Origin of the sequence: Streptomyces sp. CB02414 (assembly GCF_001905385.1) — a bacterium.
In the GTDB taxonomy this organism is placed as follows: Bacteria; Actinomycetota; Actinomycetes; order Streptomycetales; family Streptomycetaceae; genus Streptomyces.
In genome coordinates this window covers 453,491-479,554 of record NZ_LIPF01000001.1, presented here as the reverse complement: position 1 = coordinate 479,554, position 26,064 = coordinate 453,491, and the positions used below count along the sequence as shown (strand labels likewise).

24 protein-coding genes are annotated in these 26,064 nt (G+C 71.8%); 6 read left to right on the top strand and 18 right to left on the bottom strand.

From position 1 onward, the window contains the following. Positions 1-113: 113 nt before the first annotated feature. The 7 genes from AMK11_RS02230 to AMK11_RS02200 all read right to left on the bottom strand — a co-directional run bounded on the left by AMK11_RS02230 (position 114) and on the right by AMK11_RS02200 (position 6,820). Positions 114-767, bottom strand: coding sequence for a LuxR C-terminal-related transcriptional regulator (locus AMK11_RS02230; RefSeq protein WP_073722299.1), 654 nt, complete (start codon positions 765-767; stop codon positions 114-116). Further along, the gene (locus AMK11_RS02225; protein ID WP_073722297.1) at positions 752-2,026 is read right to left on the bottom strand and encodes a sensor histidine kinase; all 1,275 of its coding nucleotides are present in this window, start codon (positions 2,024-2,026) and stop codon (positions 752-754) included. Before AMK11_RS02225 ends, AMK11_RS02230 begins: the two co-directional genes overlap by 16 nt. A 125-nt stretch (positions 2,027-2,151) precedes the next feature. After that, entirely contained in the window at positions 2,152-3,156 is a 1,005-nt protein-coding gene (locus AMK11_RS02220) for an SDR family oxidoreductase (protein ID WP_073722295.1), read from the bottom strand. Positions 3,157-3,422: 266 nt separating this feature from the next. After that, positions 3,423-4,352 (bottom strand): DUF6891 domain-containing protein, encoded by a 930-nt coding sequence (locus AMK11_RS02215; protein ID WP_073722293.1) that lies wholly within the window; start codon positions 4,350-4,352, stop codon positions 3,423-3,425. A 112-nt stretch (positions 4,353-4,464) separates the two neighbouring features. Beyond that, entirely contained in the window at positions 4,465-5,505 is a 1,041-nt protein-coding gene (gene glnII / locus AMK11_RS02210) for a glutamine synthetase (protein ID WP_073722291.1), read from the bottom strand. Positions 5,506-5,728: 223 nt separating this feature from the next. After that, positions 5,729-6,358, bottom strand: a complete 630-nt coding sequence (locus tag AMK11_RS02205) for a hypothetical protein (RefSeq protein WP_073722289.1) — start codon at positions 6,356-6,358, stop codon at positions 5,729-5,731. 102 nt (positions 6,359-6,460) lie between these two features. Continuing rightward, a complete protein-coding gene (locus AMK11_RS02200) occupies positions 6,461-6,820 on the bottom strand; it encodes an arsenate reductase family protein (protein WP_073722287.1) in 360 nt (119 codons plus the stop codon). A 175-nt stretch (positions 6,821-6,995) separates the two neighbouring features. Between AMK11_RS02200 and AMK11_RS02195 the strand changes: the two genes are divergently transcribed. After that, a complete protein-coding gene (locus AMK11_RS02195) occupies positions 6,996-7,310 on the top strand; it encodes a hypothetical protein (RefSeq protein ID WP_073723868.1) in 315 nt (104 codons plus the stop codon). 58 nt (positions 7,311-7,368) lie between these two features. Here the strand turns inward: AMK11_RS02195 and AMK11_RS02190 are convergent, their stop codons facing one another. Beyond that, entirely contained in the window at positions 7,369-8,565 is a 1,197-nt protein-coding gene (locus AMK11_RS02190; RefSeq protein ID WP_073722285.1) for a winged helix DNA-binding domain-containing protein, read from the bottom strand. A 92-nt stretch (positions 8,566-8,657) separates the two neighbouring features. Then, a complete protein-coding gene (locus AMK11_RS02185; RefSeq protein ID WP_073722283.1) occupies positions 8,658-9,029 on the bottom strand; it encodes a winged helix-turn-helix transcriptional regulator in 372 nt (123 codons plus the stop codon). A gap of 93 nt (positions 9,030-9,122) precedes the next feature. Here AMK11_RS02185 and AMK11_RS02180 point away from each other — a divergent pair, with 93 nt between their 5' ends. Then, on the top strand, positions 9,123-9,962 hold the full coding sequence (locus AMK11_RS02180) for an SDR family oxidoreductase (RefSeq protein ID WP_073722281.1): 840 nt from the start codon (positions 9,123-9,125) through the stop codon (positions 9,960-9,962). 21 nt (positions 9,963-9,983) lie between these two features. Here AMK11_RS02180 and AMK11_RS02175 read toward each other — a convergent pair whose 3' ends face one another. Both AMK11_RS02175 and glnA read right to left on the bottom strand, forming a co-directional pair. After that, entirely contained in the window at positions 9,984-10,244 is a 261-nt protein-coding gene (locus AMK11_RS02175) for an SCO2583/SCO2584 N-terminal domain-containing protein (RefSeq protein ID WP_073722279.1), read from the bottom strand. A gap of 173 nt (positions 10,245-10,417) precedes the next feature. Continuing rightward, positions 10,418-11,827: a type I glutamate--ammonia ligase gene (glnA, locus tag AMK11_RS02170; RefSeq protein ID WP_073722277.1), complete on the bottom strand. Its 1,410-nt coding sequence runs from the start codon at positions 11,825-11,827 to the stop codon at positions 10,418-10,420. A gap of 254 nt (positions 11,828-12,081) precedes the next feature. Here glnA and AMK11_RS02165 point away from each other — a divergent pair, with 254 nt between their 5' ends. Then, complete coding sequence (locus AMK11_RS02165) at positions 12,082-12,549, top strand: RDD family protein (protein ID WP_073722275.1); 468 nt, start codon at positions 12,082-12,084, stop codon at positions 12,547-12,549. A 90-nt stretch (positions 12,550-12,639) separates the two neighbouring features. Here AMK11_RS02165 and AMK11_RS02160 read toward each other — a convergent pair whose 3' ends face one another. From AMK11_RS02160 to lipB, 4 genes are all read right to left on the bottom strand, one after another. Then, complete coding sequence (locus AMK11_RS02160; RefSeq protein WP_073722273.1) at positions 12,640-13,344, bottom strand: DUF4191 domain-containing protein; 705 nt, start codon at positions 13,342-13,344, stop codon at positions 12,640-12,642. An 81-nt stretch (positions 13,345-13,425) separates the two neighbouring features. Next, complete coding sequence (locus AMK11_RS02155) at positions 13,426-13,641, bottom strand: SCO2195 family GlnR-regulated protein (RefSeq protein WP_073722271.1); 216 nt, start codon at positions 13,639-13,641, stop codon at positions 13,426-13,428. 267 nt (positions 13,642-13,908) lie between these two features. Further along, positions 13,909-14,862, bottom strand: coding sequence for a lipoyl synthase (lipA, locus tag AMK11_RS02150; protein ID WP_073722269.1), 954 nt, complete (start codon positions 14,860-14,862; stop codon positions 13,909-13,911). Positions 14,863-15,074: 212 nt separating this feature from the next. Further along, on the bottom strand, positions 15,075-15,875 hold the full coding sequence (lipB, locus tag AMK11_RS02145) for a lipoyl(octanoyl) transferase LipB (protein ID WP_073722267.1): 801 nt from the start codon (positions 15,873-15,875) through the stop codon (positions 15,075-15,077). A gap of 234 nt (positions 15,876-16,109) precedes the next feature. Here lipB and AMK11_RS02140 point away from each other — a divergent pair, with 234 nt between their 5' ends. Continuing rightward, the gene (locus AMK11_RS02140) at positions 16,110-17,576 is read left to right on the top strand and encodes a regulator (protein ID WP_073722265.1); all 1,467 of its coding nucleotides are present in this window, start codon (positions 16,110-16,112) and stop codon (positions 17,574-17,576) included. Between the two features lie 115 nt (positions 17,577-17,691). On the opposite strand, the gene AMK11_RS02135 is transcribed toward AMK11_RS02140, so the two are convergent. Continuing rightward, on the bottom strand, positions 17,692-19,806 hold the full coding sequence (locus AMK11_RS02135; protein ID WP_073722263.1) for an FG-GAP-like repeat-containing protein: 2,115 nt from the start codon (positions 19,804-19,806) through the stop codon (positions 17,692-17,694). Positions 19,807-19,885: 79 nt separating this feature from the next. After that, positions 19,886-20,398, bottom strand: a complete 513-nt coding sequence (locus AMK11_RS02130) for a hypothetical protein (protein WP_241846880.1) — start codon at positions 20,396-20,398, stop codon at positions 19,886-19,888. Between the two features lie 264 nt (positions 20,399-20,662). Here AMK11_RS02130 and AMK11_RS36630 point away from each other — a divergent pair, with 264 nt between their 5' ends. Beyond that, the gene (locus AMK11_RS36630) at positions 20,663-24,151 is read left to right on the top strand and encodes an ALF repeat-containing protein (protein WP_158070963.1); all 3,489 of its coding nucleotides are present in this window, start codon (positions 20,663-20,665) and stop codon (positions 24,149-24,151) included. Further along, entirely contained in the window at positions 24,138-24,503 is a 366-nt protein-coding gene (locus AMK11_RS02080; RefSeq protein WP_143194557.1) for a hypothetical protein, read from the top strand. The genes AMK11_RS36630 and AMK11_RS02080 overlap by 14 nt, the downstream gene beginning before the upstream one ends. An 87-nt stretch (positions 24,504-24,590) precedes the next feature. Here the strand turns inward: AMK11_RS02080 and AMK11_RS02075 are convergent, their stop codons facing one another. Next, positions 24,591-25,994, bottom strand: coding sequence for an NAD(P)/FAD-dependent oxidoreductase (locus AMK11_RS02075; protein ID WP_073722259.1), 1,404 nt, complete (start codon positions 25,992-25,994; stop codon positions 24,591-24,593). Between the last annotated feature and the right edge of the window lie 70 nt (positions 25,995-26,064).

Sequence of the window (26,064 nt, the reverse complement as noted above, 5' to 3'; positions counted from 1 at the left end):
TGCGGGGCATCGAGGGCGCCCGACAGGAGTGAAGCGGCTCCCTTCCATACGGAGGCCGTCCCAGGGGTGTTCAGTCGTCTGCGGAACTGATGGGTCCTGTGCGGCGGATGAGGTCAGTGACCGCGGTCCAGATAGGCCAGAACCGCCAGTACACGCCGGTTGTCGTCGTCGGAGACCTCGAGGCTCAGCTTGGCGAAGATGTTCGCCGTGTGCTTCGCGATCGCCCGCTCCGTGACGACCAGTTTCCCGGCGATCGCCGCGTTGGTCCGGCCCTGCGCCATCAGCTCCAGCACCTCCAGCTCCCGGGGCGTGAGCCGCTCCAGCGGCCGGTCCGCCGCCGCCCGCCGGCTGAGCAGCTGCTGGATGACCTGCGGGTCCATCGCGGTACCGCCCGCCGCCACCCGCCGTACGGCGTCCACGAACTGCTCCGCGTCGAACACCCGGTCCTTGAGCAGGTACCCGACCCCGCCGGTGCCGTCGGCGAGCAGTTCGCGCGCGTACAGCTGCTCCACGTGCTGGGACAGGACCAGCACCGGCAGCCCCGGCCGCTTGCGCCGGGCCTCCAGGGCGCACTGCAACCCCTCGTCGGTGAGCGTGGGCGGCAGGCGTACGTCGACGACGGCGACGTCGGGCTCCAGCTCGGCCAGCGCGCGGGACAGCTCGGGGCCGGTCTCGACGGCCGCGGCGATCTCGAAGTCGTGGGCCTCGAGGAGCCGGACCAGTCCGTCGCGCAGCAGGAACAGGTCTTCGGCTAGGACAACGCGCAAGGGATCTCCACGGTGACCATGGTGGGACCGCCCGCTGGGGAGCTGACGGCCAGGACGCCGTCGAATGTACCGAGTCGCCGCTCGACGCCGGCCAGCCCCGTCCCCGCGCCGATCACCGCGCCGCCCTTGCCGTTGTCGGTGACGCTGACGCGCAGCCGGCCCTCGGCGTGGTGCATGTCGATCCAGATCCGGTCGGCGCCGGAGTGCTTGACGGCGTTGGTGAGGATCTCGCTGACGGCGAAGTACGCGGCGGACTCCACGGGCGCCTCCGCGCGGCCGGGCAGCTCCACGTCGGTCTCCACGGTGACGGGCAGCCGCAGCGCCAGCGCCCGTACGGCGTCGCCCAGACCGCGTTCGGCGAGGACCGGGGGGTGGATGCCGCGCACGAGTTCGCGCAGCTCGGTCAGGGCGTCGGCGGAGGACTGCCGGGCCTGGGCGAGCAGCTCCCGGGCCTTCGCCGGGTTCTTCTCCAGCAGCGCCTCGATGGTGCCGAGGTCCATGCCCATGGCGACCAGCCGGGCCTGCGCCCCGTCGTGCAGGTCGCGTTCGATGCGGCGCAGTTCGGCGGCGGAGGTGTCGACGGCGTCCTGCCGGGTCTCGGTCAGCACGCGCACCCGCTCGGCGAGCTCGGCCTGGCCCGAGCCGAGGACCGCGCCGGTGAGCCGGAAGTGGGCCTTCAGCAGGAGCGGGGTGAGCCAGGCGGCGGCGGCGAGGAGGACGGCGCCGAGGGCGGCGGCGTAGAGCGCGGTGGTCTGGTCGGTGACGGGCACGAAGCCGTACCAGTAGGTGTCGTCCCAGAGCCGCCACAGCCCGGCCGCGATCGCGAACCCCTCCAGCGGGTAGACCGGCAGCGCGACGGCCAGCAGCGCGGTGACGAAGCCCGCCGTCATGTCGACCGGGAGCCAGATGAAGTCCCGCCAGGTCGCCGGGTCGGCGAGCATCCCGAAAGTGCGCGCCCACGGGTTGGCGCCCTCGGGCATCGGCCGGTACGCCCGCTGGATCCGCACCCCGCCCCATTCGGCGGCGAGCACCCGCCGCCAGTCCGCGAACATCCGCACGCCGGTCAGCACCCACGGCGTGGTGACGATGCCGATCCCGATCGGGATCAGCGCGATGGACACCAGGGTCAGGCAGAAGCAGAGCACCGCGCCGGGCAGGGTGATGAAGGTCAGCGCCAGTCCCCGCACGGCCGACAGGGCCATGGTCCGCGTCCGGTTCGGCCGGGTCCCGCGGCCGTCGTTCTTCGTCTCGATGTCCATGCCGTCAGTCTGGCCGAGCCGACGGACCCGGTCACGGGGCCGACCCCCCTGGTCCGGGGTGTTGCCAGGTACACCTCGGTGCGGGACGGGCCCGCCCGTGCCGGGGGCGCCCGAGACGTGCGGTCTCAGCCCCCGTCCGCCGCGAGCAGCTTCGCCTCCGTCTCCGGGTCCAGGCCGACCGGCGGCCGGTCCGGGCGCCGCGGAGCCGTGCCGCCGATGCTCCGCAGCCAGGTCCAGGTGTCGGTGACCGTGTCGTCGGCCGGGCGGCAGCTCAGGCCGGTGGCCAGGGCCCGGGAGACGTCGGCCGTGTGCAGCGCCTCGTGCAGGTCGCTGCCGGGCGGTGTCCACACGGGCAGCTGCGTCCACGGTGCGATTCCGGCGGCCAGGACGGCGTCCGGGGCGGTCCAGCGCAGCTCGGCCGCGCCGCCCGTGGCCCTCACGCAGGCTTCGAGCAGGGCGCCCATGGTGGTGTGCCCCGGCGGGGAGACCAGGTTGTACGGCCCGCTCAGCTCCCGCTCCACCGCCCCGAGGACCCAGTCGGCGAGGTCGCGTACGTCGATGTACTGGAGGGGGAGGTCGCGCGGGCCCGGCGCGAGCACCGGGCCGCCGCGCGCGACGCGGTTCAGCCACCACGGCAGCCGCCCGATGTTCTCGTACGGGCCGAGGATCAGCCCGGACCGGACGAGCACCGAACGGTCCGCGCCGAAGGCGTCCAGGACGGCCAGCTCGGCACCCCGCTTGTCGCGCGCGTAGTCGCTCTGCCCGGCGTCCGCCGAGGCGCCCTCGACCAGCGGGGCGTCCTCGGTGTACCCGGCGGGCGGCGCCCAGGCGTACACCGAGCAGCTCGACACGTACACGTACCGCGCGGCGCGGTCCCGCAGCAGCCGCGCCGAGTCCCGCACCGCGCGGGGCGCCGCCGACCAGGTGTCGACGACGGCGTCCCACGTGCCGTCGCCGGCCAGGGCGGCGAGCCCGTCCGGTGCGGTGCGGTCGCCGTGCAGCGCGCGCACCCCGGGCGGCGGGGCGTGCCGTCCGCGGTGCAGGACGGTCACCTCCCAGCCGCGCCCGAGCGCACCCTCCACCACGGCCCGCCCCACGAACTCCGTACCGCCCAGCACCAGTAGCCTCATGCCGGCCACTGTGCCCGCCGGAGACCGTCCGGGGAACGCCTTTCTGCCGAGGGCAGAGCTCGGCCTCCGGTGGGCGGCGCGTACGTGTAGCCGACGCACCGCACGGTCTGGATCGTCCGCCGGCGATGTCCGCCGGCTCGGGGGAGTCGAGGGTGACGGTGGTCAGGGAACGGGGGGCGCCATGAGACGTAAGCTCTTCGCGCGAGAGGTTCGTCGGGAAGGGGCCACGGGACACGGACCGTGGCACGAAGCCGACGCCGTACCGGTCACCCCACCAGGCGTCTGCGCCAGTCCAGGGGCGTGACGGTGATGGCTCTGCCCGGATCGCCGTTCCACTCCGTGGACAGCCCGGCGGCCGTGAAGGCCGCCACGACCTCGTGCCCGACCGCGGTGGTGGTCTCCTCGGAGCCGTCGAAACCGCCGTAGTGGAGGGTCACTCCGTATCCCTCGGCCGCGGCCTCGGTGCTCTGCCGGTGGAAGAAGACGAAGCCGCGCGCCCCCTCGCGCTCCGCGCCTATCTCGGACATGCCGCAGTTGCGGCAGCAGGTGAAGTTCTCCCGGGCGGTGACGCCGGCCGCGTCCAGCGTCCCGAAGACGCGGGTGAGCCGGTCGGGGTCGGTGGTCTCGTCGCCCCACTCCTCCTGCTGCGCCAGCCGCTCCAGCCACAGCCGGTCCACCAGCTGCCAGGCCTGGGCCCTGGACACCGGCCGCTCGTCCTCGGCGTCCGCGGCCCGGTACTCCTCGGCGATCTCGACCAGGGCCTTCCGGCTGTCGTACCCGCAGCGCAGCCGCTCCCGCAGCAGCCGCTCGACGTCCTCGCGCACCTCGTCCGGCAGTTCGGGAACCTCCTCCTCCGGCCCCAGGTCGATCGGGGCCCAGTCGACGCCGGTGTCCCAGCCTGGCTCCTGTCGCGCCCAGCCGGTCATGAGGTCCGCCACCCGGTCGGGGTCGTCGAGGTCCGTTCCGAAGAACTGGTGCCCGGCGGCCCGGTGCTCCAGCCGGTAGTTCCCGCCCTCCTCGTGCCACACCTGCACGAACACGTCCGGGATGTCCGGTATCCGCTGGACGACCAGGAACCGGTCGCCGGTGCCCCCGATCCGCGCCACCAGCTCACGCAGCCGGGACGCCGGAATCCGGGCGTGCGTCTGCCAGTTCTCCGTCTCGGCCCTGATGGCGAGGTCCCCGTCGATCTCCATGCCCCCACAGTGCCACGCACCACTGACAACGCGACCACCGAACGGTCGCGGGCAGCGCGAAGAGGCGCCCACCGTCGCGGTGGACGCCCCCTTCAGGCGGTCGGCGGCCGGATCAGACCTGACCGGCCTTCTCCAGCGCCGCGCAGCAGGTGTCCACGAGCAGGCGGGTCACCACGTACGGGTCGACGTTGGCGTTGGGACGGCGGTCCTCGATGTAGCCCTTGCCGTCCTTCTCGACCTGCCACGGGATGCGCACCGAGGCGCCGCGGTCCGAGACGCCGTAGGAGTACTCGTTCCACGGGGCGGTCTCGTGCAGGCCGGTCAGGCGGTCGTCGATGCCGGCGCCGTAGTTCTTGACGTGGTCCATCGGCTTGGAGCCCTCACCGAGCGACTCGCAGGCGGTGATGATCGCCGCATACCCCTCAGGTCCTTCGCGCATCGCCTTGGTGGAGAAGTTGGTGTGCGCGCCCGCGCCGTTCCAGTCGCCCTTGACCGGCTTGGGGTCCAGGGTCGCGGAGACCTCGAAGTCCTCGGCGGTGCGGTAGAGCAGCCAGCGGGCCACCCACAGCTGGTCGGAGACCTCCAGCGGGGACAGCGGGCCGACCTGGAACTCCCACTGGCCCGGCATCACCTCGGCGTTGATGCCGGAGATGCCGAGACCGGCCTTCAGGCAGTTCTCCAGGTGGGCCTCGACGACGTCGCGGCCGAAGATCTCGTCCGAGCCGACACCGCAGTAGTAGCCGCCCTGCGCGGCCGGGAAGCCGCCCTCGGGGAAGCCGAGCGGGCGGGCGCCCTTGAAGAAGGTGTACTCCTGCTCGATGCCGAAGATCGGCTCCTGCGCGGCGAACCGCCCGGCGACCTCGGCCAGCGCGGCGCGGGTGTTGCTCGGGTGCGGCGCCATGTCCGTGTCGAGGACCTCGCACAGCACCAGGATGTCGTCGCCGCCGCGGATCGGGTCGGGGCAGGAGAAGACCGGCTTGAGCACGCAGTCCGAGGAGCTGCCCTCGGCCTGGTTGGTGGAGGAGCCGTCGAAACCCCAGATCGGCAGGGCGTCCACGCCCGCGGGGGCATCCGTGATGATCTTCGTCTTGGAACGGAGCTTGGCCGTCGGCTCGGTGCCGTCGATCCAGATGTACTCGGCCTTGAAGGTCACGGGGACACATCCTTCGGGGTGGGTCTGGGCGCACTGCGGGTGCTGCGGCGCTGCGGCACCGGTGCGCCGCTCCTACTGCCGTGCAGCGTGCCAACCGGCGATTTCCCGTCCGTTGCCCGTTTGTGAACCCCGTGTTACCCGGGTGCGGTGTGGCGCGTTTCTCACCGCCCCCGGCCGGCGACCGCCACCCCCGCACGGTCGCCGGCCTGTCCGTGACCGGATCTCACCCGACCTTCTCGATCAGCGCCCGCCGGATCAGGAACTTGCCCTCCTCCCGGACCTGCTCGAACGCCGCGTTGTTGAGCAGCACGCAGCTGCCCGACACCGAGGAGACCTCCACCGTCGTGGACTTGGCGTTGTCGAGGTTGGTCACCTTGAGCCGGGTGCCCACGGGGAACTGGTTGCTGGACGCGGCGGGAGCGCCGCCCTCGCCGGAGAGGGTGACGGTGGAGCCGTTGCACACCTGCTCACCGGCGGCCTGCCCGGCTTCCTGGCCGTCCTGCGGCGGCTGTGCGGACTGGGAGCCCTGAGCCGACTCCCCGACCGCGCACCCGGACGCCTCCTGCTTGCGCTCGATCTCCGCGATGACGGCCTCGCGGTTGGCGATCCTGGCCTCCGACTGCGCGTCGGGATCGGCCCGCTGGCCCTCGATGAAACGCTGGTTGTTGCCCAGCGCGGTGGCCAGACCCTGGCAGACGGAGGAGTCCTGGGCCGCCCTGGTCCGCGCGTTCTGGTCGGTCTGTGCGGCGTTCGAGGCGTTCGCCATCACGAAGGCCCCACCGCCCGCCACCGTCGCGGCACTGACCAGGAGTGCGATCTTCTTCTTCGTACCGAGAGTTCTCCTGCGCGACATGCGCGCCTCCTGAAGAGGTAGGGGAGCGTACGCCGCTATGTACGGAATACCGAACGGAGTTGCTCAGCGAGGACGCCCCCTACGCGCGAGGATCTGCGCGCCCTACCGGGACAGGGCGTCCCGGACCGCCTCGTCCGTGCGGCCCACGACGGCCGTTCCGTCGTCCGCCGTGATGATCGGACGCTGGATCAGCTTCGGGTGCCCGGCGAGTGCCGTGACCCACCGGTCGCGTGACGCCTCGTCGCGGGGCCAGTCCTTCATGCCCAGTTCCTTCGCGGCGGCCTCCTGGGTGCGGGTGATGTCCCAGGGTTCGAGGCCCAGCCGGGTGAGCACCTCCCGGATCTCGTCCTCGCTCGGGACGTCCTCCAGGTAGCGGCGGACGGTGTAGTCGGCGCCCTCCGCGTCGAGCAGGCTGATCGCGCTGCGGCACTTCGAGCAGGCCGGGTTGATCCAGATCTCCATGCCGCACACGGTAGCCCGAGGGGTGCGGAAACTCGTTCACCCCGTGCGTCACAGCACCCCCGAAAGCCCTTGTGGCCAGGGGCTTTTGTCAGTGGTGGGCGGTAAAATGGAAGCAGTGTTCGAGGGTGTCGCCGGGAGGTCCGGACGGCGCCCTGACCGCGACAGGAGGATGCCCGTGCCCGCTGCCGCACTGAAGCCGAAGCCGTTGCCCACCCAGTCCACCGCCAAGCGGCCCGTCCTGCTCGACCTGCCCTACGAGCCCGTGGAGAAGCGTCCGCTGCCGGCGGGCCGTCCCCGCGAGTGGTACATCACGCACAACCGCCGGCTCAAGGCGATGCGGCTCGCCATCGCCCTGCTCGACTCCGGCGTCTACCTGGCCGACCAGGCGCGCAACGAGAGGATACGGAGCGCCGCGCTGACCATCGGCGTCCACCCGCCGTCGGACACCACGTGCCACATGGTGCGGGCGTTGATGCGGTACTCGCGGTGAAGCGGTGGCGCCGGGTGCCGTTCGTCTCGCGGGGTGCCCGGCGCCGCTGACCGGCTGTTCACGCCGACAACTCCCGCTCCAGGGGCGTCCGGAACCGCGGAGTCACCCGCGTCGTCCCCACCCAGGACGCCAGCCGCTCCGCCTCCGCGGCGATCGCGGCCTCGGCCGCACGGCCGGTGCCCTCGCCGTCCAGGACCCGCCAGACGATCCGGCCGTCGGCCCGCTGGGCCCAGCCGCCGACGACGCGGCCGTTCCACCACACCGTCGGCCCGACGTTCCCGCTGCGGTCGAAGAGCACCGGCCGCAGCTCGGGGGCGAGGTACCAGTCCCGGTGCCGCCAGCCCATCGCCGTCGGGTCGAGGGCGGGCAGCAGCGCCGCCCACGGCTCCGTCACCCCGGTCACCGAACCCGAGTCACCGGCGTCCCCGGCGACGACGTACCCGGTGCCCTCGTCCAGCGACACCGCCTCCGCGCCGATCGCGGCCAGCGCCCGGCGCACCTCGGTCACCCGCCATCCCGTCCACCACTTCAGGTCGTCCTCGGTGGCCGGCCCGCACGCGGTCAGCCACCTCCGCAGCAGCTCCGCCTGCGCCTCGCCCGCGTCCAGCTCGGGATGGTCGGGCGCCGGCGCCCAGCGGAACTGGCTGGACGTCCACGAGCCCAGGGGCCGGCCCCGTACGACCTTGCCCTCCACACCCAGCACCTTCAGCAGCCGGGTGGAGACGGTGTGCACGCCCTCGTAGCTCTTCCCGGCGGCGTAGACGAACTGCTCCTTCAGGCGCGGCTCGTCCCGGGCAAGCTCGGCGGCCGTCGCCTGGCCGCGCCGGGCCAGCGCGGCCAGCGCCGACTCCTCGACCTCCGCGAGCCAGGCCGCGTCCGGGGCTCCGGCGTCCGCCATGCTCTTGATCAGCGCGGCCCGCTCCCGCGCGGCGACCGTGAGTCCGGTCGAGGCGTGCACCACCGCGGTCAGTTCCCTCGGGAACACGAAGACGGTGTGCCGCATGCCGTGCATCCGGACCAGGGAGCCGTCCTCGTACAGCGCCCGCTCGGTCGCGCCCACGGTCTTCGCCGCGTCGGCCAGCCGCGCGCCCACGGCCAGGTACACCGTCGCCGGGTCGGTGCCGTGCAGCGCGACCAGTGATCCGGCGACCTCCTCCGGTTCTGCCGCCCGCGCGGCCCCGGCCAGCCGCTGTCGCAGGGCCAGCCGCTCCCGCCGCTCGGCCGCCCCGATGTGCCGTCGTCCGCCGTCACCCATGCAGGCCCTCCGCCCACTCGCAGCGTCCTCGGTGCGTATCTCGGTGCCTATCTCGGTGGGGACATGGTGCCCGACACCACTGACAGCGGAGGCTAGGCGGTGTCGAGCGCCGACAGCCGCCGGGTGATCCGGTCGAACAGCTCCGTCAGCGGCTCGCCGACGTCCCGGCCGAACTCGGTCAGCCCGTACGTGACCTGCGGCGGCGTCGTCGGCTCGACCTTTCGCCAGACCAGGCCGTCCTCGACCAGCGCGCGCAGGGTCTGGGCCAGCATCTTCTCGCTGATGCCCTGGATGCTCTCGCGCAGCTCGTAGAACCGGAGGTCGTTGTGGCGCAGGGAGATCAGCACCCAGACGCCCCACCTGCTGGTCACGTGGTCGACCACGTCCCGCGCCAGGCAGTCGGTGTGAAACACGTCATACCGCTTGCCGGTCTCGACCCGCCTGTGCTGCGCGCCTTCCGTCATGTCATGAGCTTACCTCCAGGTATGCCCTTACCAGAAGTTAGCTACCGCTCCTAGCGTGAGCGCCCTCAGAGCACATCCGACAAGGAGCTGATCATGATCGTGGTGACCGGGGCGACCGGGAACATCGGCCGGCCGCTGACGCGGGCGCTGGCGGAGGCGGGCGAGCAGGTGACGGCGGTGTCCCGGCACCCGGCGGCGGTGCCGGACGGCGTCCGCCACCAGGTGGCCGACCTCGCCGAGCCGGCCGGCCTGCGGCCCGCGCTGGCCGGGGCGAAGTCACTGTTCCTGCTGCTCTCCGGCGATCTGCACGCCCTCGGCGCCCACCCCGCCGACATCGTCGCCGAGGCCGTGGACAGCGGGGTCCGCCGCATCGTCCTGCTCTCCACGCTCGGCGTGGTGACCAGGCCCTTCGGGGCGACGCGGATCGCGATGCGCGAGCTGGAGGACACGGTGCGGGAGTCCGGCCTGGAGTGGGCCGTGCTGCGACCGGGCGGCTTCGCCTCCAACGCCTTGTGGTGGGCCGAGTCCGTCCGTGCGCGGCGGGTCGTCGCGGCGCCCTTCGGCGACACCGGGGTGCCGGTGATCGACCCGGACGACATCGCGGCAGTGGCGGCGGCCTGCCTGCTGGAGGACCGGTACACCGGCGGCGCATACGAGTTGACCGGCCCGGAGGTGATCACTCCGCGCGGGCAGACGGAGGCCCTCGCGGCAGCGCTGGGCGAACCCGTGGCGTTCCACGAGCTGACCCGCGACGAGGCCAGGACCGCCATGGCCCAAAGCATGCCGGCGGAACTCGCCGACGACACCCTGGACATCGTCGGCAACCCGAGCCCGGCCGAACTGCGCGTCAGCCCGGACGTCGAGCGCGTCCTCGGCCGCGCCCCACGCCCCTTCGCCGACTGGGCCGCCCGCAACGTCGCCGCGTTCCGCTGAGACCGACGGCCGAGGGCTGTCCTAGTAGGGCGCCCGGAAGTTGATGTAGCCGAGCAGCACGATCACCGCGGCGACGCAGCCGAGGACCACGGCGGTGGACACCCACGACGACCGGCGCCGTGAGCCCACGTGGTCGGGGTCGGCGCGGAAGGGGACCGGGCCGGGAGGGTTCTCCTTCCAGCGCGCGGCGAGCATCCGGGCACGTGCGGAGGGCTCCTTGTGCTCGGCGCCGTCCGCCCACTTGATGTCGAACTCGCGTTCCTCGTCGTCCCGCTCGGACATGTCCGGTGCCTCTCCCCGTCCCCTGACTCGAACAACAGTCTCAGTGTCTATGATCCCGGGCCGGGTCTCCCCTGTGAAGCTTTTCGGCCAACGACCGGTCCGACGACGGCGCCCCCCGCCCCCGGGAACGGGGACGAGGGGCGCCGGACGGACCGCGGGGCGGTCGAGGACGATCACACGTCGAAGTACATCTCGAACTCGTGCGGGTGCGGACGCAGCTGCAGCGGCGCGATCTCGTTCGCGCGCTTGAAGTCGATCCACGTCTCGATCAGGTCCGGCGTGAACACGTCGCCCTGGAGGAGGAACTCGTGGTCGCTCTCCAGGCGGTCGAGGACGGCACCGAGGGAGGTCGGGACCTGGGCCACGTTGGCGTGCTCCTCGGGAGCGAGCTCGTAGAGGTCCTTGTCGATCGGCTCGGCCGGCTCGATCTTGTTCTTGATGCCGTCCAGGCCCGCCAGGAGCAGGGCCGAGAAGGCCAGGTACGGGTTGCCGGAGGCGTCCGGCGCGCGGAACTCGACGCGCTTGGCCTTCGGGTTCGACCCGGTGATCGGGATGCGCATCGCGGCGGAACGGTTGCGCTGCGAGTACACCAGGTTGATCGGCGCCTCGAAGCCCGGGACCAGGCGGTGGTAGGAGTTCACCGTCGGGTTGGTGAAGGCCAGCAGCGACGGGGCGTGCTTGAGGATGCCGCCGATGTAGTAGCGCGCGGTGTCCGACAGGCCGGCGTAGCCCTGCTCGTCGTAGAAGAGCGGCTCGCCGCCCGACCACAGCGACTGGTGGACGTGCATGCCCGAGCCGTTGTCGCCGAAGATCGGCTTCGGCATGAAGGTCGCGGTCTTGCCGTTCTTCCAGGCCACGTTCTTCACGATGTACTTGAAGAGCTGGAGGTCGTCGGCCGCGGCGAGCAGCGTGTTGAACTTGTAGTTGATCTCGGCCTGGCCGGCGGTGCCCACCTCGTGGTGCTGGCGCTCGACCTGGAGGCCGGACCGCTCCAGCTCCAGGGAGATCTCGGCGCGCAGGTCGGCGAAGTGGTCGACCGGCGGGACCGGGAAGTAGCCGCCCTTGTAGCGGACCTTGTAGCCGCGGTTGTCCTCCAGCGCACCGGTGTTCCAGGCGCCGGCCTCGGAGTCGATGTGGTAGAAGGACTCGTTCGCGCTGGTGGAGAAGCGGACGGAGTCGAAGACGTAGAACTCCGCCTCCGGGCCGAAGAACGCCGTGTCGGCGATGCCGGTGGAGGCGAGGTAGGCCTCGGCCTTCTTCGCCACGTTCCGCGGGTCGCGGGAGTACTGCTCGCCCGTGATCGGGTCGTGGATGAAGAAGTTGATGTTGAGGGTCTTGTCCCGGCGGAACGGGTCGATGCGCGCGGTCGACAGGTCGGGGCGCAGGGACATGTCCGACTCGTGGATGGCCTGGAAGCCGCGGATCGAGGAGCCGTCGAAGGCCTGCTCGTCGTCGGGGTCGAACGCCGCGGCGGGCAACGTGAAGTGCTGCATGACGCCCGGCAGGTCGCAGAACCGGACGTCGACGAACTTGACGTCCTCGTCCGCGATGTACTTCTTGGCGTCGTCGGCGTTCTGGAACATCCAGCTCCTCCTACTCCCGACCGTCCCGCCGGGGTGGTAGATCGTTCGTGCGGCCAGTGCGGGTGGCACACGCTTCCTCGACCCTAGGGACGGGTGATTTCTCGGGCGTGACCCATTTGTTTCGCAGAAGTTAACCGGCTCCGTTCCAGCGTAGGCCTCATGCGGGCCCGGCACACCCCGCCGTGCGCCCCTCCCGGCCGCCCTTCGCGCACCCTCCGTCCGTGGGGCGTCCAGGGGCGCAGTACCGTGGACGGGTGGACAACAGGCAAGCAATCGGATCGTGGCTTTCCGGGCCGCGTGCCGCCATCGAGGAGTCCGGCGCGGACCTCGGGTACCGGGGCGAACAGCTCGGTCTGCCCGAGGAGGGCCCGGGCTCGATCGCCCGCCCCGGCCGGCGGATCGGCGCCCTGGCCGTCGACTGGGCCCTGTGCCTCCTGATCGCATACGGCCTGATCACGGACGGCTACGGCCAGGCGACCAGCAACTGGGCCCTGCTGATCTTCTTCGTGCTGAGCGTGCTGACCGTCGGCACGATCGGCTTCACCCCGGGCAAGCGCCTGTTCGGCCTGCGCGTGGTCGAGCTGAGCACGGGCCGCCCGAGCCCGCTGCGCGCCCTGCTGCGCTCGGTCCTGCTCTGCGTCGCCGTCCCGGCCCTGATCTGGGACCGCGACGGTCGCGGCCTGCACGACCGGGTGGCGCGCACCGTGGAAGTACGAGTCTGAGGCACGACGACGCCGGTACGGCGATGGGGGCACCCGGATCAGTCCGGGTGCCCCCATCGCCGTACCGGCGCGTTGCCGTGGGTCGCGAGGTCAGCGCTGTCTGGGGTTGCCGCCCTTGGGCATGCGCATACCCTTCGGCATCGGGCCCTTGGGGAGCGGCATGTTGCTCATCAGGTCGCCCAGGGCGCGCAGCCGGTCGTTGGTCACGGTGACCTGCGGGCCGGACAGCACGCGGGGGAGCTTGAGCATGGTCGTGCGCAGCTTCTTCAGCTCGACCTGGCCCTCGCCGGTGCCCACGATCAGGTCGTGCACGGGCACGTCGGAGACGATGCGGTTCATCTTCTTCTTCTCGGCGGCGAGGAGGGACTTCACCCGGTTCGGGTTGCCCTCCGCGACCAGCACGATGCCGGCCTTGCCCACCGCGCGGTGCACCACGTCCTGGTTGCGGTTCATCGCCACCGCGGGCGTCGTCGTCCAGCCCCGGCCGACGTTGTCCAGTACGGCCGCGGCCGCGCCGGGCTGGCCCTCCATCTGGCCGAAGGCCGCCCGCTCGGCCCGGCGCCCGAAGACGATCGCCGTCGCGAGGAAGGCGAGCAGCACGCCCAGGATGCCGAGATAGATGGGGTGACCGACCAGGAAACCGATCGCGAGGAGGACACCGAAGACGACGATGCCGACACCCGCGAGTACAAGACCGATCTTCTTGTCGGCCTTGCGGGTCATCTTGTAGGTCAGAGCGATCTGCTTCAGTCGCCCGGGGTTCGCAGCGTCCGCTGCAGGTTCCTTCCTCGCCATGGCACGAAGTCTACGTGCCCCGCCGAGCGCCGACGACGGCAGTGCCCGGCGTGCGGGTGGGCGGGACGGCCGGGGCCTGGATCAGGGGCGGCCGGCGACGGACTGCCGCAGTACGCGCTCCGTCTCGATCCGGTCCTTGGCGCGGCGGCGGTCCTCCAGCACGGAGGTCCACGCGTTGCGCCGGGCAGTGCGCTGACCGCCGCTCATCAGCAGCGACTCGACGGCCCGCAGGGCGGTGGTGAACGACGGGATGGCGGTGGCGCGGACGACGGTGGCGCGAACGGGCGCGGCCTGCATCGTGGAGGTCCCCCCTCGGTACGGCTCCGGGTACGGAGACGGGTGTACGTGGCGTGATACCAGGGTCACTGATTGGTGTTACCAGGGCGTGACCCGCCGGTCAAACGGACATGAAGCCGCGATGCCGGGAGCCTCGACGACGCCGCGGCCCCGACCGGTGCCCTCATCTGCGAGGACGGTCGGGGCCGCGGAATATCGGCCATTACTGGCCAGTAGCAGCTTGTGCGTGAATTCACACGGTCGCCGGACGGCGGTCCGGCGGGCGGATCAGACGGTGGCGGTCCGGCGCTGCTCCATGGCCATCTGGTAGAGCCGCCCGGCGCGGTACGAGGATCGCACCAGCGGGCCCGACATCACGCCGGAGAAGCCGATCTGCTCGGCCTCCTCCTTCAGCTCCACGAACTCCTGCGGCTTGACCCAGCGCTCCACGGGGTGGTGGCGCACGGACGGGCGCAGGTACTGCGTGATGGTGATCAGCTCGCAGCCGGCCTCGTGCAGTTCCTTCAGGGCCTCGCTGATCTCCTCGCGGGTCTCGCCCATGCCGAGGATCAGGTTGGACTTGGTGACCAGGCCGTAGTCGCGGGCGTCCGTGATGACCTTCAGCGAGCGCTCGTAGCGGAAGCCGGGGCGGATGCGCTTGAAGATGCGCGGGACCGTCTCGACGTTGTGCGCGAAGACCTCGGGGCGGGAGTCGAAGACCTCCCGCAGGAGCTCCGGTACCGCGTTGAAGTCGGGGGCGAGCAGCTCCACCTTGGTCCGGCCGGCCTCGCGGTCCGCCGTCTGCTGGTGGATCTGGCGCACCGTCTCCGCGTACAGCCAGGCGCCGCCGTCCGGGAGGTCGTCGCGGGCGACGCCGGTGATGGTGGCGTAGTTCAGGTCCATGGTGACCACGGACTCGCCGACGCGGCGGGGCTCGTCGCGGTCGAGCGCCTCGGGCTTGCCGGTGTCGATCTGGCAGAAGTCGCAGCGCCGGGTGCACTGGTCGCCGCCGATGAGGAAGGTCGCCTCGCGGTCCTCCCAGCACTCGTAGATGTTGGGACAGCCCGCTTCCTGGCAGACCGTGTGCAGGCCCTCGCTCTTCACGAGGTTCTGCATCTTGGTGTACTCGGGGCCCATTTTCGCCCGGGTCTTGATCCACTCGGGCTTGCGCTCGATGGGGGTCTGGCTGTTGCGGACCTCCAGGCGCAGCATCTTGCGTCCGTCGGGTGCGACTGCGGACACGACCGGCTCCCTAGCGATTGATTCTTCGGCGACCTTCAGGGTACGCCCGTTGTTTTGATGCCCGGCGAGGGTGCTGGCCTTGCTGGGGGCTGCCGCCCCCAGGCCCCCGCTTCGGCCCTGAACGGGCCTCGTCCTCAAACTCCCCCACTCTCGGCTTCGCTCGAGCGGGGGGACCCCCAGGACGGGCTGGGTTTATGCCCCCGGCGCTGCATTCATGCCGCCGGGGCCTTCTCGATCACCCGCGGCTTCAGTTCCGCGTTCTCCAGAACGTCCCGCAGGTGGCGCTCCGCCACCGGCAGGACCTCCTCGATGGTCACGTCGCGGCCCAGCTCGCCCGCCAGCGAGGCGACGCCCGCGTCACGGATGCCGCAGGGGATGATCCGGTCGAACCACTTGTTGTCCGGGTTCACGTTCAGGGCGAAGCCGTGCATGGTGACGCCCTTCGCCACCCGGATGCCGATCGCGGCGATCTTCCGGTCCTCGCGGCGCTGGCCGGCGTTGGACGGGGCGTAGTCGGGGCCGTTCAGACGGGGGTCGAACTCCTCGTCCGTCAGGCGCGGGTCGAAGTCCAGGGAGAGTCCGCCGAGCGCGGGGCGCCGCTCGACCGGGTCGCCGAGGATCCACACCCCGCTGCGGCCCTCCACCCGGCTGGTCTCCACGCCGAACTCCGCGCAGGTGCGGATCAGGGCGTCCTCCAGCCGCCGCACGTGCGCCACCACGTCCACCGGGCGCGGGAGCTTCTGGATCGGGTAGCCCACCAGCTGGCCCGGCCCGTGCCAGGTGATCTTGCCGCCGCGGTCCACGTCGATCACCGGCGTGCCGTCCAGCGGACGCTCGCTGTCCTCGGTGCGCCGGCCGGCGGTGTAGACCGGCGGGTGTTCGAGGAGCAGCACGGTGTCGGGGAGCTCGTCGGCGAACCGCGCGGCGTGCACCCGGCGCTGCTCGTCCCACGCCTCCTGGTACTCGACGCGATCGGCACCGAACCCCATTCGGACGAACCGCAGCTCACTCACGGCAATGCCTCCCCGGAAGGTCGTAAGGCACGAAGCGTGCCCACGCCACTGTACGACCGTCCATGCGTCGTCAGCCGGGCGGGCAATCCTCACACGATCGGATGAATGCCGGTCGAAGTGTGCGATCGGGTGCTTACTCTCCGCTACATTCGCGCCGTTCACGAGGCCATAAGGGCTGCTCACAGGCGCTCCGGGCACATCGAACGCCCGGAAGGCAGGAGACCGCACCGCACCATGACGGAACGACCCGCGCAGCGCACCCCCAACCGCCAGCTCGCCGCGCTCATCGCCGAAGCGGGGTTCTCGAACGCGGGTCTCGCGCGTCGCGTCGACCAGCTGGGACTCGAACACGGCCTGGACCTGAGATACGACAAGACGTCCGTCACCCGGTGGCTGCGCGGCCAGCAGCCCCGCGGCACCACCCCGGCGCTGATCGCCGAGGTCTTCACCCGGCGCCTCGGCCGACGCCTCAGCGCGCAGGACCTCGGCCTCGACGCCTGCGCGCCCGTCTACGCGGGGCTGGAGTTCGCCGCCACCCCGGAGGAGGCCGTCGACATCGTCGGCGGGCTGTGGCGCAAGGACTCCGGCAGCCACGCCGAGCTGCGCAAGATCGCCTTCACGCCGGCCGGGCTGGTCGTGCCCAGCCGGGACTGGCTGATCGGGCGGGCCGACGAGAAGGTGGCCCGCGCCGAGGTGCCCGTCCGCATCCCCGCACAGGGCCGCCCCGCGATGCCCAGGGGGCCCGTGCCGCTCGACCCGGCCCGCAGGCGCGCGCCGTCCGCCGACCGCGGCCCCGGCCAGAAGGTCACCGGCGGCGACCTCGCCGCGCTGCGCTCGGTCGGCGAGCTGTTCCGCAGCCTGGACGACCGGTACGGCGGCGGGCACGCCCGGCAGGCCCTGGTGCGGTACCTGGAGCACGAGCTGGAGCCGATGCTGCGCGGCACCTACGGCGAGCAGACCGGCCGCCGGCTGTTCGCCGCCGCCGCCGACCTGACCCGGCTCGCGGGCTGGACGTCGTACGACATCGCCGCGCACGGCCTCGCCCAGCGCTACTTCGTCCAGGCGCTGCGGCTCGCGCAGGCGGCCGGGGACCGGGCGTACGGCTCGTACGTGCTGGTGACCATGAGCCGCCAGGCCGTCTACCTGGGGCACGGGCGCGAGGCCGTGCAGCTCGCGCGGGTGGCGCAGCAGGGGGTCGGGACCTCCGCGCCGCCGGTCGTGCAGACGCTGCTGCACGCCGCCGAGGCACGGGCGCACGGCGTCCTCGGCGAGGTGCGGGCCTGCACCGCCTCGCTGGTCCGGGCCGAGCGTGCCCTGGAGGCCGCCCGGCCCGGCGACGAGGTGCCGCACTGGGCCCGCTTCTTCGACGAGGCGCAGCTCGCCGACGAGTTCGGGCACTGCCACCGCGACCTCCAGCAGTTCCGGGCCGCCGCCCAGTACGCGGAACGCTCGCTGCTGCTGCGCGCCCCCGTGTACGCGCGCAGCAGGCTCTTCTGCCGGGTGGTCCTCGCCACGGCCCGCCTCGGCCTGGGCGAACTCGACCAGGCCTGCCAGCTGGCCGCCGAGGCGGCCGGACAGGCGGCCGAGATGAGGTCGGCGCGGGCGGCGGAGTACGTCCGCGACTTCGAACGGCGGCTGGAGCCGTACAGGGACGCGGCACCGGTACGGGGGTACCGCGACAAGGTCGCGGCGCTGGGGTAGAGCTGGGCGGCCGCACACCGGCCGCACACCGGCCGCACACCGGCCGCAACGCCCGCGGGCCCGCTGCTCCGCCGGGGGCGGCGGGGCAGCGGGCCCACGGGCCGCTCGAATGGGATCAGGCAGGGTTGTTGTAGCGCTCGATCGCGTGCATGCGGTCGAAGTTCCAGCCGTCCGTGGCCTCCCAGCTGTGCAGCGGGGAGTTGAGGGTGCCGTCGGCCTTGGCGGTCCAGGTGATGGTCTTCACCCGGCCGTCCGAGTAGCCGTAGAGGGTGGCGAGGTCGTCGCGGCCGTCGCCGTCGTAGTCACCGGTGACGATCTTCATCTGGTCGCGTGTGTAGTTCCCGGCCGCGGTGTTCCACAGCTCGGTACGGTTGCCGAACTTGCCGGCGGCGTCGGCGGTGAAGCCGATCACGGCGTCGTGGCCGTCGCCGTAGTCGTACCAGGCGGCCAGGTCGTCGCGGCCGTCGCCGTCGAAGTCGCCGGAGTGGACGCTGGCGGCGTCGAAGTTCCAGCCGGTGCTGCTCCAGCCGTGGACGGCCGTGTTGTCGAAGCCGCCGTCGGGCGTGGTCGGGAAGGTGATGAGCTTGACCTCACCGGTGGAGTAGCCGTAGAGGGCGGCGAGGTCGTCGCGGCCGTCTCCGTTGTAGTCGCCGGTGGCGAACTTCATGCTGGAGGCCGTCCAGCCCTCGGTCCGGGTGAAGGACGAGAAGGGGCTGGCGAAGCCGCCGTCGGCCTTGGCGAGGAAGGTGTGGAGCTTGTCGCTGCCGTCGGCGTAGTCGTACCAGACGGCGACGTCGTCGCGGCCGTCGCCGTCGAAGTCACCGGAGTTGACGGTCATGCGGTCGAAGTTCCAGCCGTCGGTGTCCTTCCAGGAGTGCAGCGAGCCGCCGAAGTGGCCGCCGTCCTGGCCGAGCCAGGTGATCAGGCCGACGTCGCCGTTGCTGTAGCCGTAGAAGGCGGCGACGTCGCCGCGGCCGTCGCCGTTGAAGTCGCCGGTGAAGCGCTTCATGTTCTCGGCCCAGTAGTTGCCGGCCGCGGTCTCCCAGCCGTGCACCGGGCTGTCGAAGCCGCCGTCGGCCTTGGCGAGGAAGGCGTGGATCTCGTCGTGGCCGTCGCCGTAGTCGTACCAGTTGGCCAGGTCGCTGCGGCCGTCGCCGTTGTAGTCGTGGCGGACGACGGTGCCGGCGGCCCACTGGGAGGCGCCCTGGGCGTCGTGGACGACGAAGTTGCCGCGGTCCTGGAGAACGGCCTTGCCGCCGGCGGCGGTGGTCTTCGACTCCCACAGCACGGTGCTGCCGTCGGCGTCGACGACGGTGAGGTTTCCGGTGCCGGTGAAGCGGGCGGTGGCGCCGGGGTGGCCCGCGGTGCCGGTCGACCACAGCGTCTGGCCCGCGTTGGAGACGACGACCAGATCGCCGTCGGCCCGCAGGGTCAGGCGGGCGGCGTTGGAGACGAGGCTGTCACCGGCCCGCATCACGGAGCCGGGGGTGAGGGTGTTGCCGCCGTTGATGTTGTCCAGGCGCGGGGAGACGGCCTCGTTGCGGGTCTCGGCCGGGTCGGAGCCGAAGCAGCCGCCCTGCCAGGACTGGCTGGCGAGCGCGACCAGCTCGAACTTGCCGTCTTTCTGCCGCACCAGGGGGCCGCCGGCGTCGCCGGCGCAGATGGCGTCGTCGTCGGTCTTGCCGTCGAGCGCGAGGGTGGTGCCGGTCACCGACTGGACGGTGAAGGCGGCCGTGTGCCGGGCGAGCGGCGCCCACTCGTCCTTGGTCCGCCCGTACCCGACGACCGTCAGTTCCTCGCCCGCGACGGGCGCGGTGGTGGCGAGGGGGACGGGGGTGATGCCGGTGGCGGGCGTGGCGAGCCGGGCCAGCACCATGTCCCGGTCGGTGCGCGGCACGAGCTCGACGACGTCGACGGGCTTGTTGGTGCCCGGGGCGGGGCCGAGGACGGCCGTCGTCTTCCACTGGGGCTTGCCTGCCGATACCTGGCCGGCGCCGAGGTCGTCGGCGAAGCAGCTCGCGGCGGTGGCCAGCCACTGCGGGGCTATCAGCACCGCGGAGCAGCCCCGCTGGTCGTCGCCTATCTGCAGACGGGCGGCGAACTCGAAGCCGCCATCGGTGACGGCGGGGCCGGTGGCGGCCTGAACACTCGTACTGGCAAGTACACCGCCGACGACCGCGGTCGCAAGCAGCGTACTGGTCAATGTCGTGCGGGCGCGCAAGTGGCGCACGATGACTCCCTGATCATTCGCAAGTGGGCAAGGGCGTCACTGGTGGGCCTGTCGGCCCGTCAGCGAGCAACCGGTGTGGTCAGCCGGTGACACGGAGTTCGACCAGAACGGAGCGCAGCCCGGTGTCGCCGGACTCACCGACCGGTTGGTACTCATTGCTGGGTACGTTGACGACGGATTCCTTCCCGTCGGCGGTCAGTGTCGCCTCGACCGGGTGCTCCTCGGTCCAGACGCCGTACGCGTCGGGCAACTCGAGTGACAGATACGCCGACTTGGCGGTCGCGCGGAAGCAGTAGCCGCCGTTGTCCAGACGCGACTCGATCTTGATGTTCCAGGCGTCGGTACACGGCACCAGGGTGATGTGGCCGTCACCCCGCTTCAGGGTGATGCCGCGCTCCTCAAGGATTCGGTCGGCGCCGGGGTAGTTGAAGTCTTCGACCGCGTAAGGCATGTCCGTAGCGGCCGGGGCCGCGGACTCGGCCGACCGGGGTGCCGCCTGCGCCGCGGTGGCCACTGCCACGCCTCCGAGGCCCAGCAACAGGACGCCGGCCGCTCCCGGCATGGTCCCTCGGCGGTTCCGCGGTATCAGCATGTGTTTCCTTCCTCGATGAACGCCCGTCTGCTGAACGGCCGTTCGCTTCCGCATCGGAGAAGTAAAGCACATGTAAGAATCTTGCATACGTGCCGTGAAGTGCAGTTCTGTAGCCGCGACATGGCGAGTGCGCATGCCAACGCGTGATTCCACTACGTCAGTTGCCTCCACTGGCTGCAGGACGCGGCCGCATTTCAGTCAAACGGGAAGAAGTAAGTGAAAATATTGAGTAGTCCCATACGGGCAGGCATGAGACCGAGAGGCGTGCCGGTGCGGGCAAGTGTGCTCCGGAGAGCTGGTGCCCTCCTGCTCGTCGGTACGGTCGGGGCCGGCCTGCTGGGGTCGTCCCCCGCGCATGCGGCGACCGAATCGGGAACAACAGATTCCGCTCGCGCGCTGACCGTCCACGCCTGGACCTTCGGTGGCGCCGGTGTGCGCGAGGCGGCTGAACGGGCGCTCGTCGGGTCCGCGGCGGATGTCGAGCAGTTCCTCGCCGACAAGCCCACCCTGCAACTGGCCGACGACAAGGTGGACACGAGTCGCATTCTCAATGCGGGCGGTCCGGCGGTGCGGGAGGCGGCCAAGAAGGCACTGGCGGGTACACCGGAGGACCTGCGCGCGTTCCTGAAGGGCGGCTGGAAGGCCCCGCATCAGCAGGACCGGCGAGTCGAGGCCTCACGGGTCATCAATCTGGGCGGCCCCGGTGTGCGGGAGGCCGGCAAGTCCGCGCTGCAGGGCACGGCCGAGGACGTCGAGGAGTTCCTCGGGGAGACGCAGTACGAGGCCCGCCAGGCCGATGACCGGGTACGGGTCTCGAAGCTGTACAACAGCGGCGGTCCGAATGTGAAGGCGGCCGCCAAGCTCGCGCTGCAGGGCTCCTACGGAGATGTCGTCGAGTTCCTCGAAGTGGGTCAGTTCGTCGCCCGCAACCGCGACCAGGAACACGCCACCATCGCGCAGCTGACCGAGCAGGCCAAGCAGGCGGGCAAGGAGGCCGAGGACGCGACGAAAGCTGCCGTGGAAGCGGCTGCCAAGGCCGACGCCGCGTCCGAGCTCGCCAAGCAGGCCGCGCAGAAGGCGGCCGAGGAAACCGCGGCGGCCAAGGACGACGCGGGCCGTGCCGCGGTGAAGGCCAAGCAGGCCGCCGCCGCCGCGCGCGCCGCCGCCGACGCCGCGCAGACGGCGATCGAGGCGGCTAACGCCGCCAACCGGTCCGCGCGCATCGCGGCTCTGGCCGCCGCCCAGACCGCCAACGCCGCGGCCGCCGCCGCCGACGCCGCGACCCGCGCCTACAACGCGGCGATCGCCGCGGGCAAGGACAAGAACAAGGCTCAGCACGCCGCCGACATGGCAAAGGCCGCACGGGCGGCCGCCAATCTGGCGATCGAGTCGGGCAAGGCGGCCGACCAGGCCAGCAAGGCGTCGCTGGCCGCCGCCAACGCGGTCGTCGCAGCGAAGAGTGCGGGCAGCAACGCGGACGCCGCCGCAGACGCGGCCGACGACGCGGCCGATTACGCCGCCGCAGCGGGCGCCTCATCGGCCCAGGCGAGGGCCGCGGCCGCGGAGACACGCCGCCACGCGGCCGAGGCCAACCGTGCCGCCACCGCGGCCGAGACGCTGGCCCGCAAGTCGGCAACCGCCGCAGCCGAGGCGCGTGACGCGGCGAACTCCGCCGCAGTCCATGCCAACAACGCCGCCACCGCCGCGGAAGAGGCGGCCAAGCACGCCGGCGAGGCGCAGGACGCCGCCGCCGAGGCGACAAAACAGGCCAACGCCGCGAAGGTCGCCGCCGAAGCGGCCACCGCCGCGGTGACCACCGCACGGGAGACGTTCGCCCTCGCCCGTGAGGTCGAGGCCGAAGACCTCGCCACACGGACCGCCGCCGCGATCGAAAGGGCGAAGACGAGGAAGGCGACCACCGACGTCTTCACCGTCGAAGCGTCCGCCAGTGTGATCGAGGGCCACGCCATTGCGGAGGACACCGCCGCCCTGGCTGCCGAGGCGGCCCGGCCGGACGCCGACACCGCCGCGCTCGCCCGAAAAGGCCGCGCCGTGGCACTTCGCGCCATGAAGTACTTCGGCACGTGGCGCCAGCAGGCCGCGGCCGAGGCACTCTCCGGCACCGACAGCGACGTACTGGAGTACCTGCGCACCGGCTGGAAGGAAGCAGACCGGAACGAGGTCCGTCAACAGGTCGCCCACCTGGCGTCCAACAGCCCCTACAGCTCGGTACGTACCGCTGCCACCGAGGCACTGGCGGGCACCGAACAGGAGATCCGCGACTTCTACACGACCGGTCGGTACGAGTCCGGGCTCGCGGACTACCGGGTCGAGGTCTCCCGGATCCACAACACCGGCGGCCCAGGGGTCAAGGAGGCCGCCGAGAAGGCGTTGGCCGACGGCAGCGCAGGGGCTCTGCTCGACTTCATCGACGGAGGGCAGTACACCGCGCTCAACGCGGACGAACGCGTCACCGCGAGCCAGCTGGTCAACACCGGGGGTCCCGAAGTCCAGTCGGCGGCGAAGATCGCCCTGTCCGGGCCGGCGAACCAGCTGCACGACTTCGTCGTCGTCGGCCAGCACATGGCCGACCGCAAGGACCAGCTCGCGAGTACCCACGTCGCACAGGTCCAGCGACTGCTCGCCGAGGGCGGCGTCATCGCCGCCCAGGCTCAGCAGAACCGCTGGCTCGCCGCCAAGGCCGCGGCGGAGGCCAACCAGTCCTCCGCGGAAGCGGACCAGGCCGCGGCGCAGGCGCAGGAGAGCGCCGACCAGGCCGCGGGGTACGCCGTGGACGCCGACGAGGCGGCCGACGCCGCGGCCAGCAGCGCTGCCAAGGCCAGGCAGTCGGCCACCACCGCGCGCGCGGCGGCCGACCGGGCCGAACGGGACGCCGTCGCCGCTGCTGAGTCCGCCGCCCAGGCGGAATTCTCCGCCCGTTACGCCCGGTCCTCCGCGGCCATGGCGGACGAGGCGGCTGACACGGCACGCGCCTCGGCTCTCGCCGCGGACAAGAGCGCCGACGAGGCGGAGGCCGCCGCGGTCGGCGCGTGGTCCCGAGTGGTCGAGCTGCGTGAGGCCGAGGAGACCCGAGCTCGGCAGGAGGCCGAGGAGCGGCGCAGGGCGGAAAGGGAGAAGGAGCCGGAGCCCGAGAGCACCTGCTACCTCTACCCCACCCGGGACAGCCTGCCACCCTGCGCGTACGGGGCCGCTTCCCGCGGGGAGTCCGTCCAGCTCCCCCCGGTAGACCCCACGATCAAGGAAATGGTTTGGAGCGTCACTGGGCTCAATGACGCGAAGGACTGCGCCAAGGACCCCACGCTCGGCAAGTGCACCATGTTCGCGATGGCCATCGTGCCCATTCCCGTGGTGAAGGGCGGAAAGCTCCTTAAGGAGGGCTTGGAAGAAGTCCAGGATGCCGTCACCGTTTCCCGGCTGGGTAGGCTTGGAAAGGTCAAGGGTGCGGCTCTGAAGGACGGAAAGCCCATCGGTGTGGAAGACTCTGCCGGTGTCTACCTGACCAGTCCGGACGAGCTCAGGGCAGTAGCCGCGAAGATCCGTGACGAATTGGGCGAGCCGGACCTCGTGAAGCCCGTGCCCGGAAAGGGGGCGGTGGAGGTGTGGAAACTCGACCAGGGAAACATCAATTACCGCAATTTCAGTTCGAGTGGCGGCGCCGGAGACTGGACGATTGATTTCACCAAGGAGCTGGAACAGGAGCTCGGGCTCAAGAGGTACCATGCGAAAGGTTGAGGTGGCGACTGTGCCGGAGCGCACTCGTTACGCGAAAGAGCTCGATTACCTCGTGCGCTATGCCCGTATGTCACCCATGTACTTCGTCCCGCTGCGTGACGCGGCGGAGAAGGCAGCGGGAGAAGGCAGCGGTGAGGCCGAGATTCAGGAAGTCACCCTCCAGCTGATCAGCGACATGCTTGACCGGGGAGTGCGGATCGGTGACATGAGTCCGCGGGATGGGGAGGAGGTCATCCCCTGGGGCGTCTCCAAACAGGAGGCACTGGACCGGGTCGCCCTCGAGATGAGGGATCACGAGGATCCCATCGATTTCATCGACATCTGCTGGTTCACGGCCGACCAGGTTTCCTGACGGCCGGGGTGGGCCCTCGCTCCGCAGTGCGCGAGGGCCCACCGCGCTCAAGGCGGCGTCGTGCACCGCACCCGGTCTCCCGGAGACCTACGCCGCCCGCGCCGTCCTCACCGCCTCCGCCGAGTGCATCGGCCGCCCCGCCCCCAGGTCCGTCAGGATCGCCGCCGAGGCCCGGTGGCCCGAGTGGAGGGCGCCCTGGACGCCACTCGAGTCGCGGTGGTCGCCGCACACGTACAGGCCGGCCAGCAGCCGTACCGGCCTGCGCGGGTCGTGCGGCGGGCGCATCGCGGGTACCGCCTCGGGCGTGTGGTACACGGCGAGGGTCTCCCAGCGGGTGGTCGGGGTGCCGTAGAGGCGGGCGAGGTGGATGCGTACGGCGGTGTCGACGTCGGGCGGGCGGGGGCCGAGGACCGTCGACGAGACCAGGGTCCGTCCGACCGGTGCGCGGGACGGGTCCACGTGGCTGACCACCGCCGTGTGGGCGACCGGGCCCCCGCGGTCCGCGTCGAGCAGCAGGGCGGCGCCGGTCGCCGGCGGCTCGTCCGTGGTGTGGTGCACCACCGTCACCGGGTGGAAGTCCGGCACCCTCAGGCCCGGCAGCAGCTCGGCCGCCGCCCGCGCGTCGGTCGCCACCAGGACGGCCCGGCAGCGGATGACGCCGTGCTCGGCGGTGGTGACGGCGTTCGTGGCCACCGAGGTGACCCGCACCCCGGTGCGCACGGTGCCCGCCGGCAGCCGCCGCGCCAGCAGCTCCGGGAGCGCCTCCGCGCCGCCCTCGGGCAGCCCCAGCCGCCCGCCCGCGAACTGCCGCAGCACGAGGTCGGCGCACCGGCTGGAGGTGGTCAGGTCCGGGTCGGACAGCAGGGCGGCGAGCAGCGGGCGCAGGAAGCCGTCGATCGTGCGGGGCGGCAGTCCGCGGACCGCCAGGGCCTGGGCCGCGGACAGCTCCGGACGGGCCAGCAGCCGTTCGACGGGGGTGGCGGCCAGGCGGGTCAGCGCCGCACCGAGGCGGGCCTGGTCGACGGCCGTGCCCAGCGGGGCGCCCGCCCGGGCGCGGGAAACGGCGGCGGGCCTTCCGGGAGTGCGGACCGCGGAGACCGGGCGCCGGGGCGCGGGAACCGAGCGGGGGGCGCTCGCCAGGGCGCGCACGGCGTGGAGTGCGCCCCTTGCGCCCCGGGCCCCCGCGGGGACGCCCGCCCGGTGGTGGCGGCCCTCGCTGTGCAGCAGCACCCCGGGGGTGAAGGGCAGCAGCGCGAGGCCGTCCAGCCCGGGGGTGAGCCGCAGTTCGGGGCACGCCGTCGGCAGCAACTGCCCGATTCTGTCGAGCCGGAAGCCGTCGACCTTCTCCGTCGCCATCCTGCCGCCCACCGCATGGGCGGCCTCCAGGACCGTGGTCGTCACTCCTGCACTGGTCAGCCGATGCGCCGCGGCGAGTCCGGCGATCCCGGCCCCCACGACGACGACGTCCGCCTGGTACGCGGGCTCAAGCACGTGCCCCTCCTCGAGGTTGCGCGGCCGCTGGAGACGTCATGCCCCCAACCGGCTTGAGGGATACCCGAGT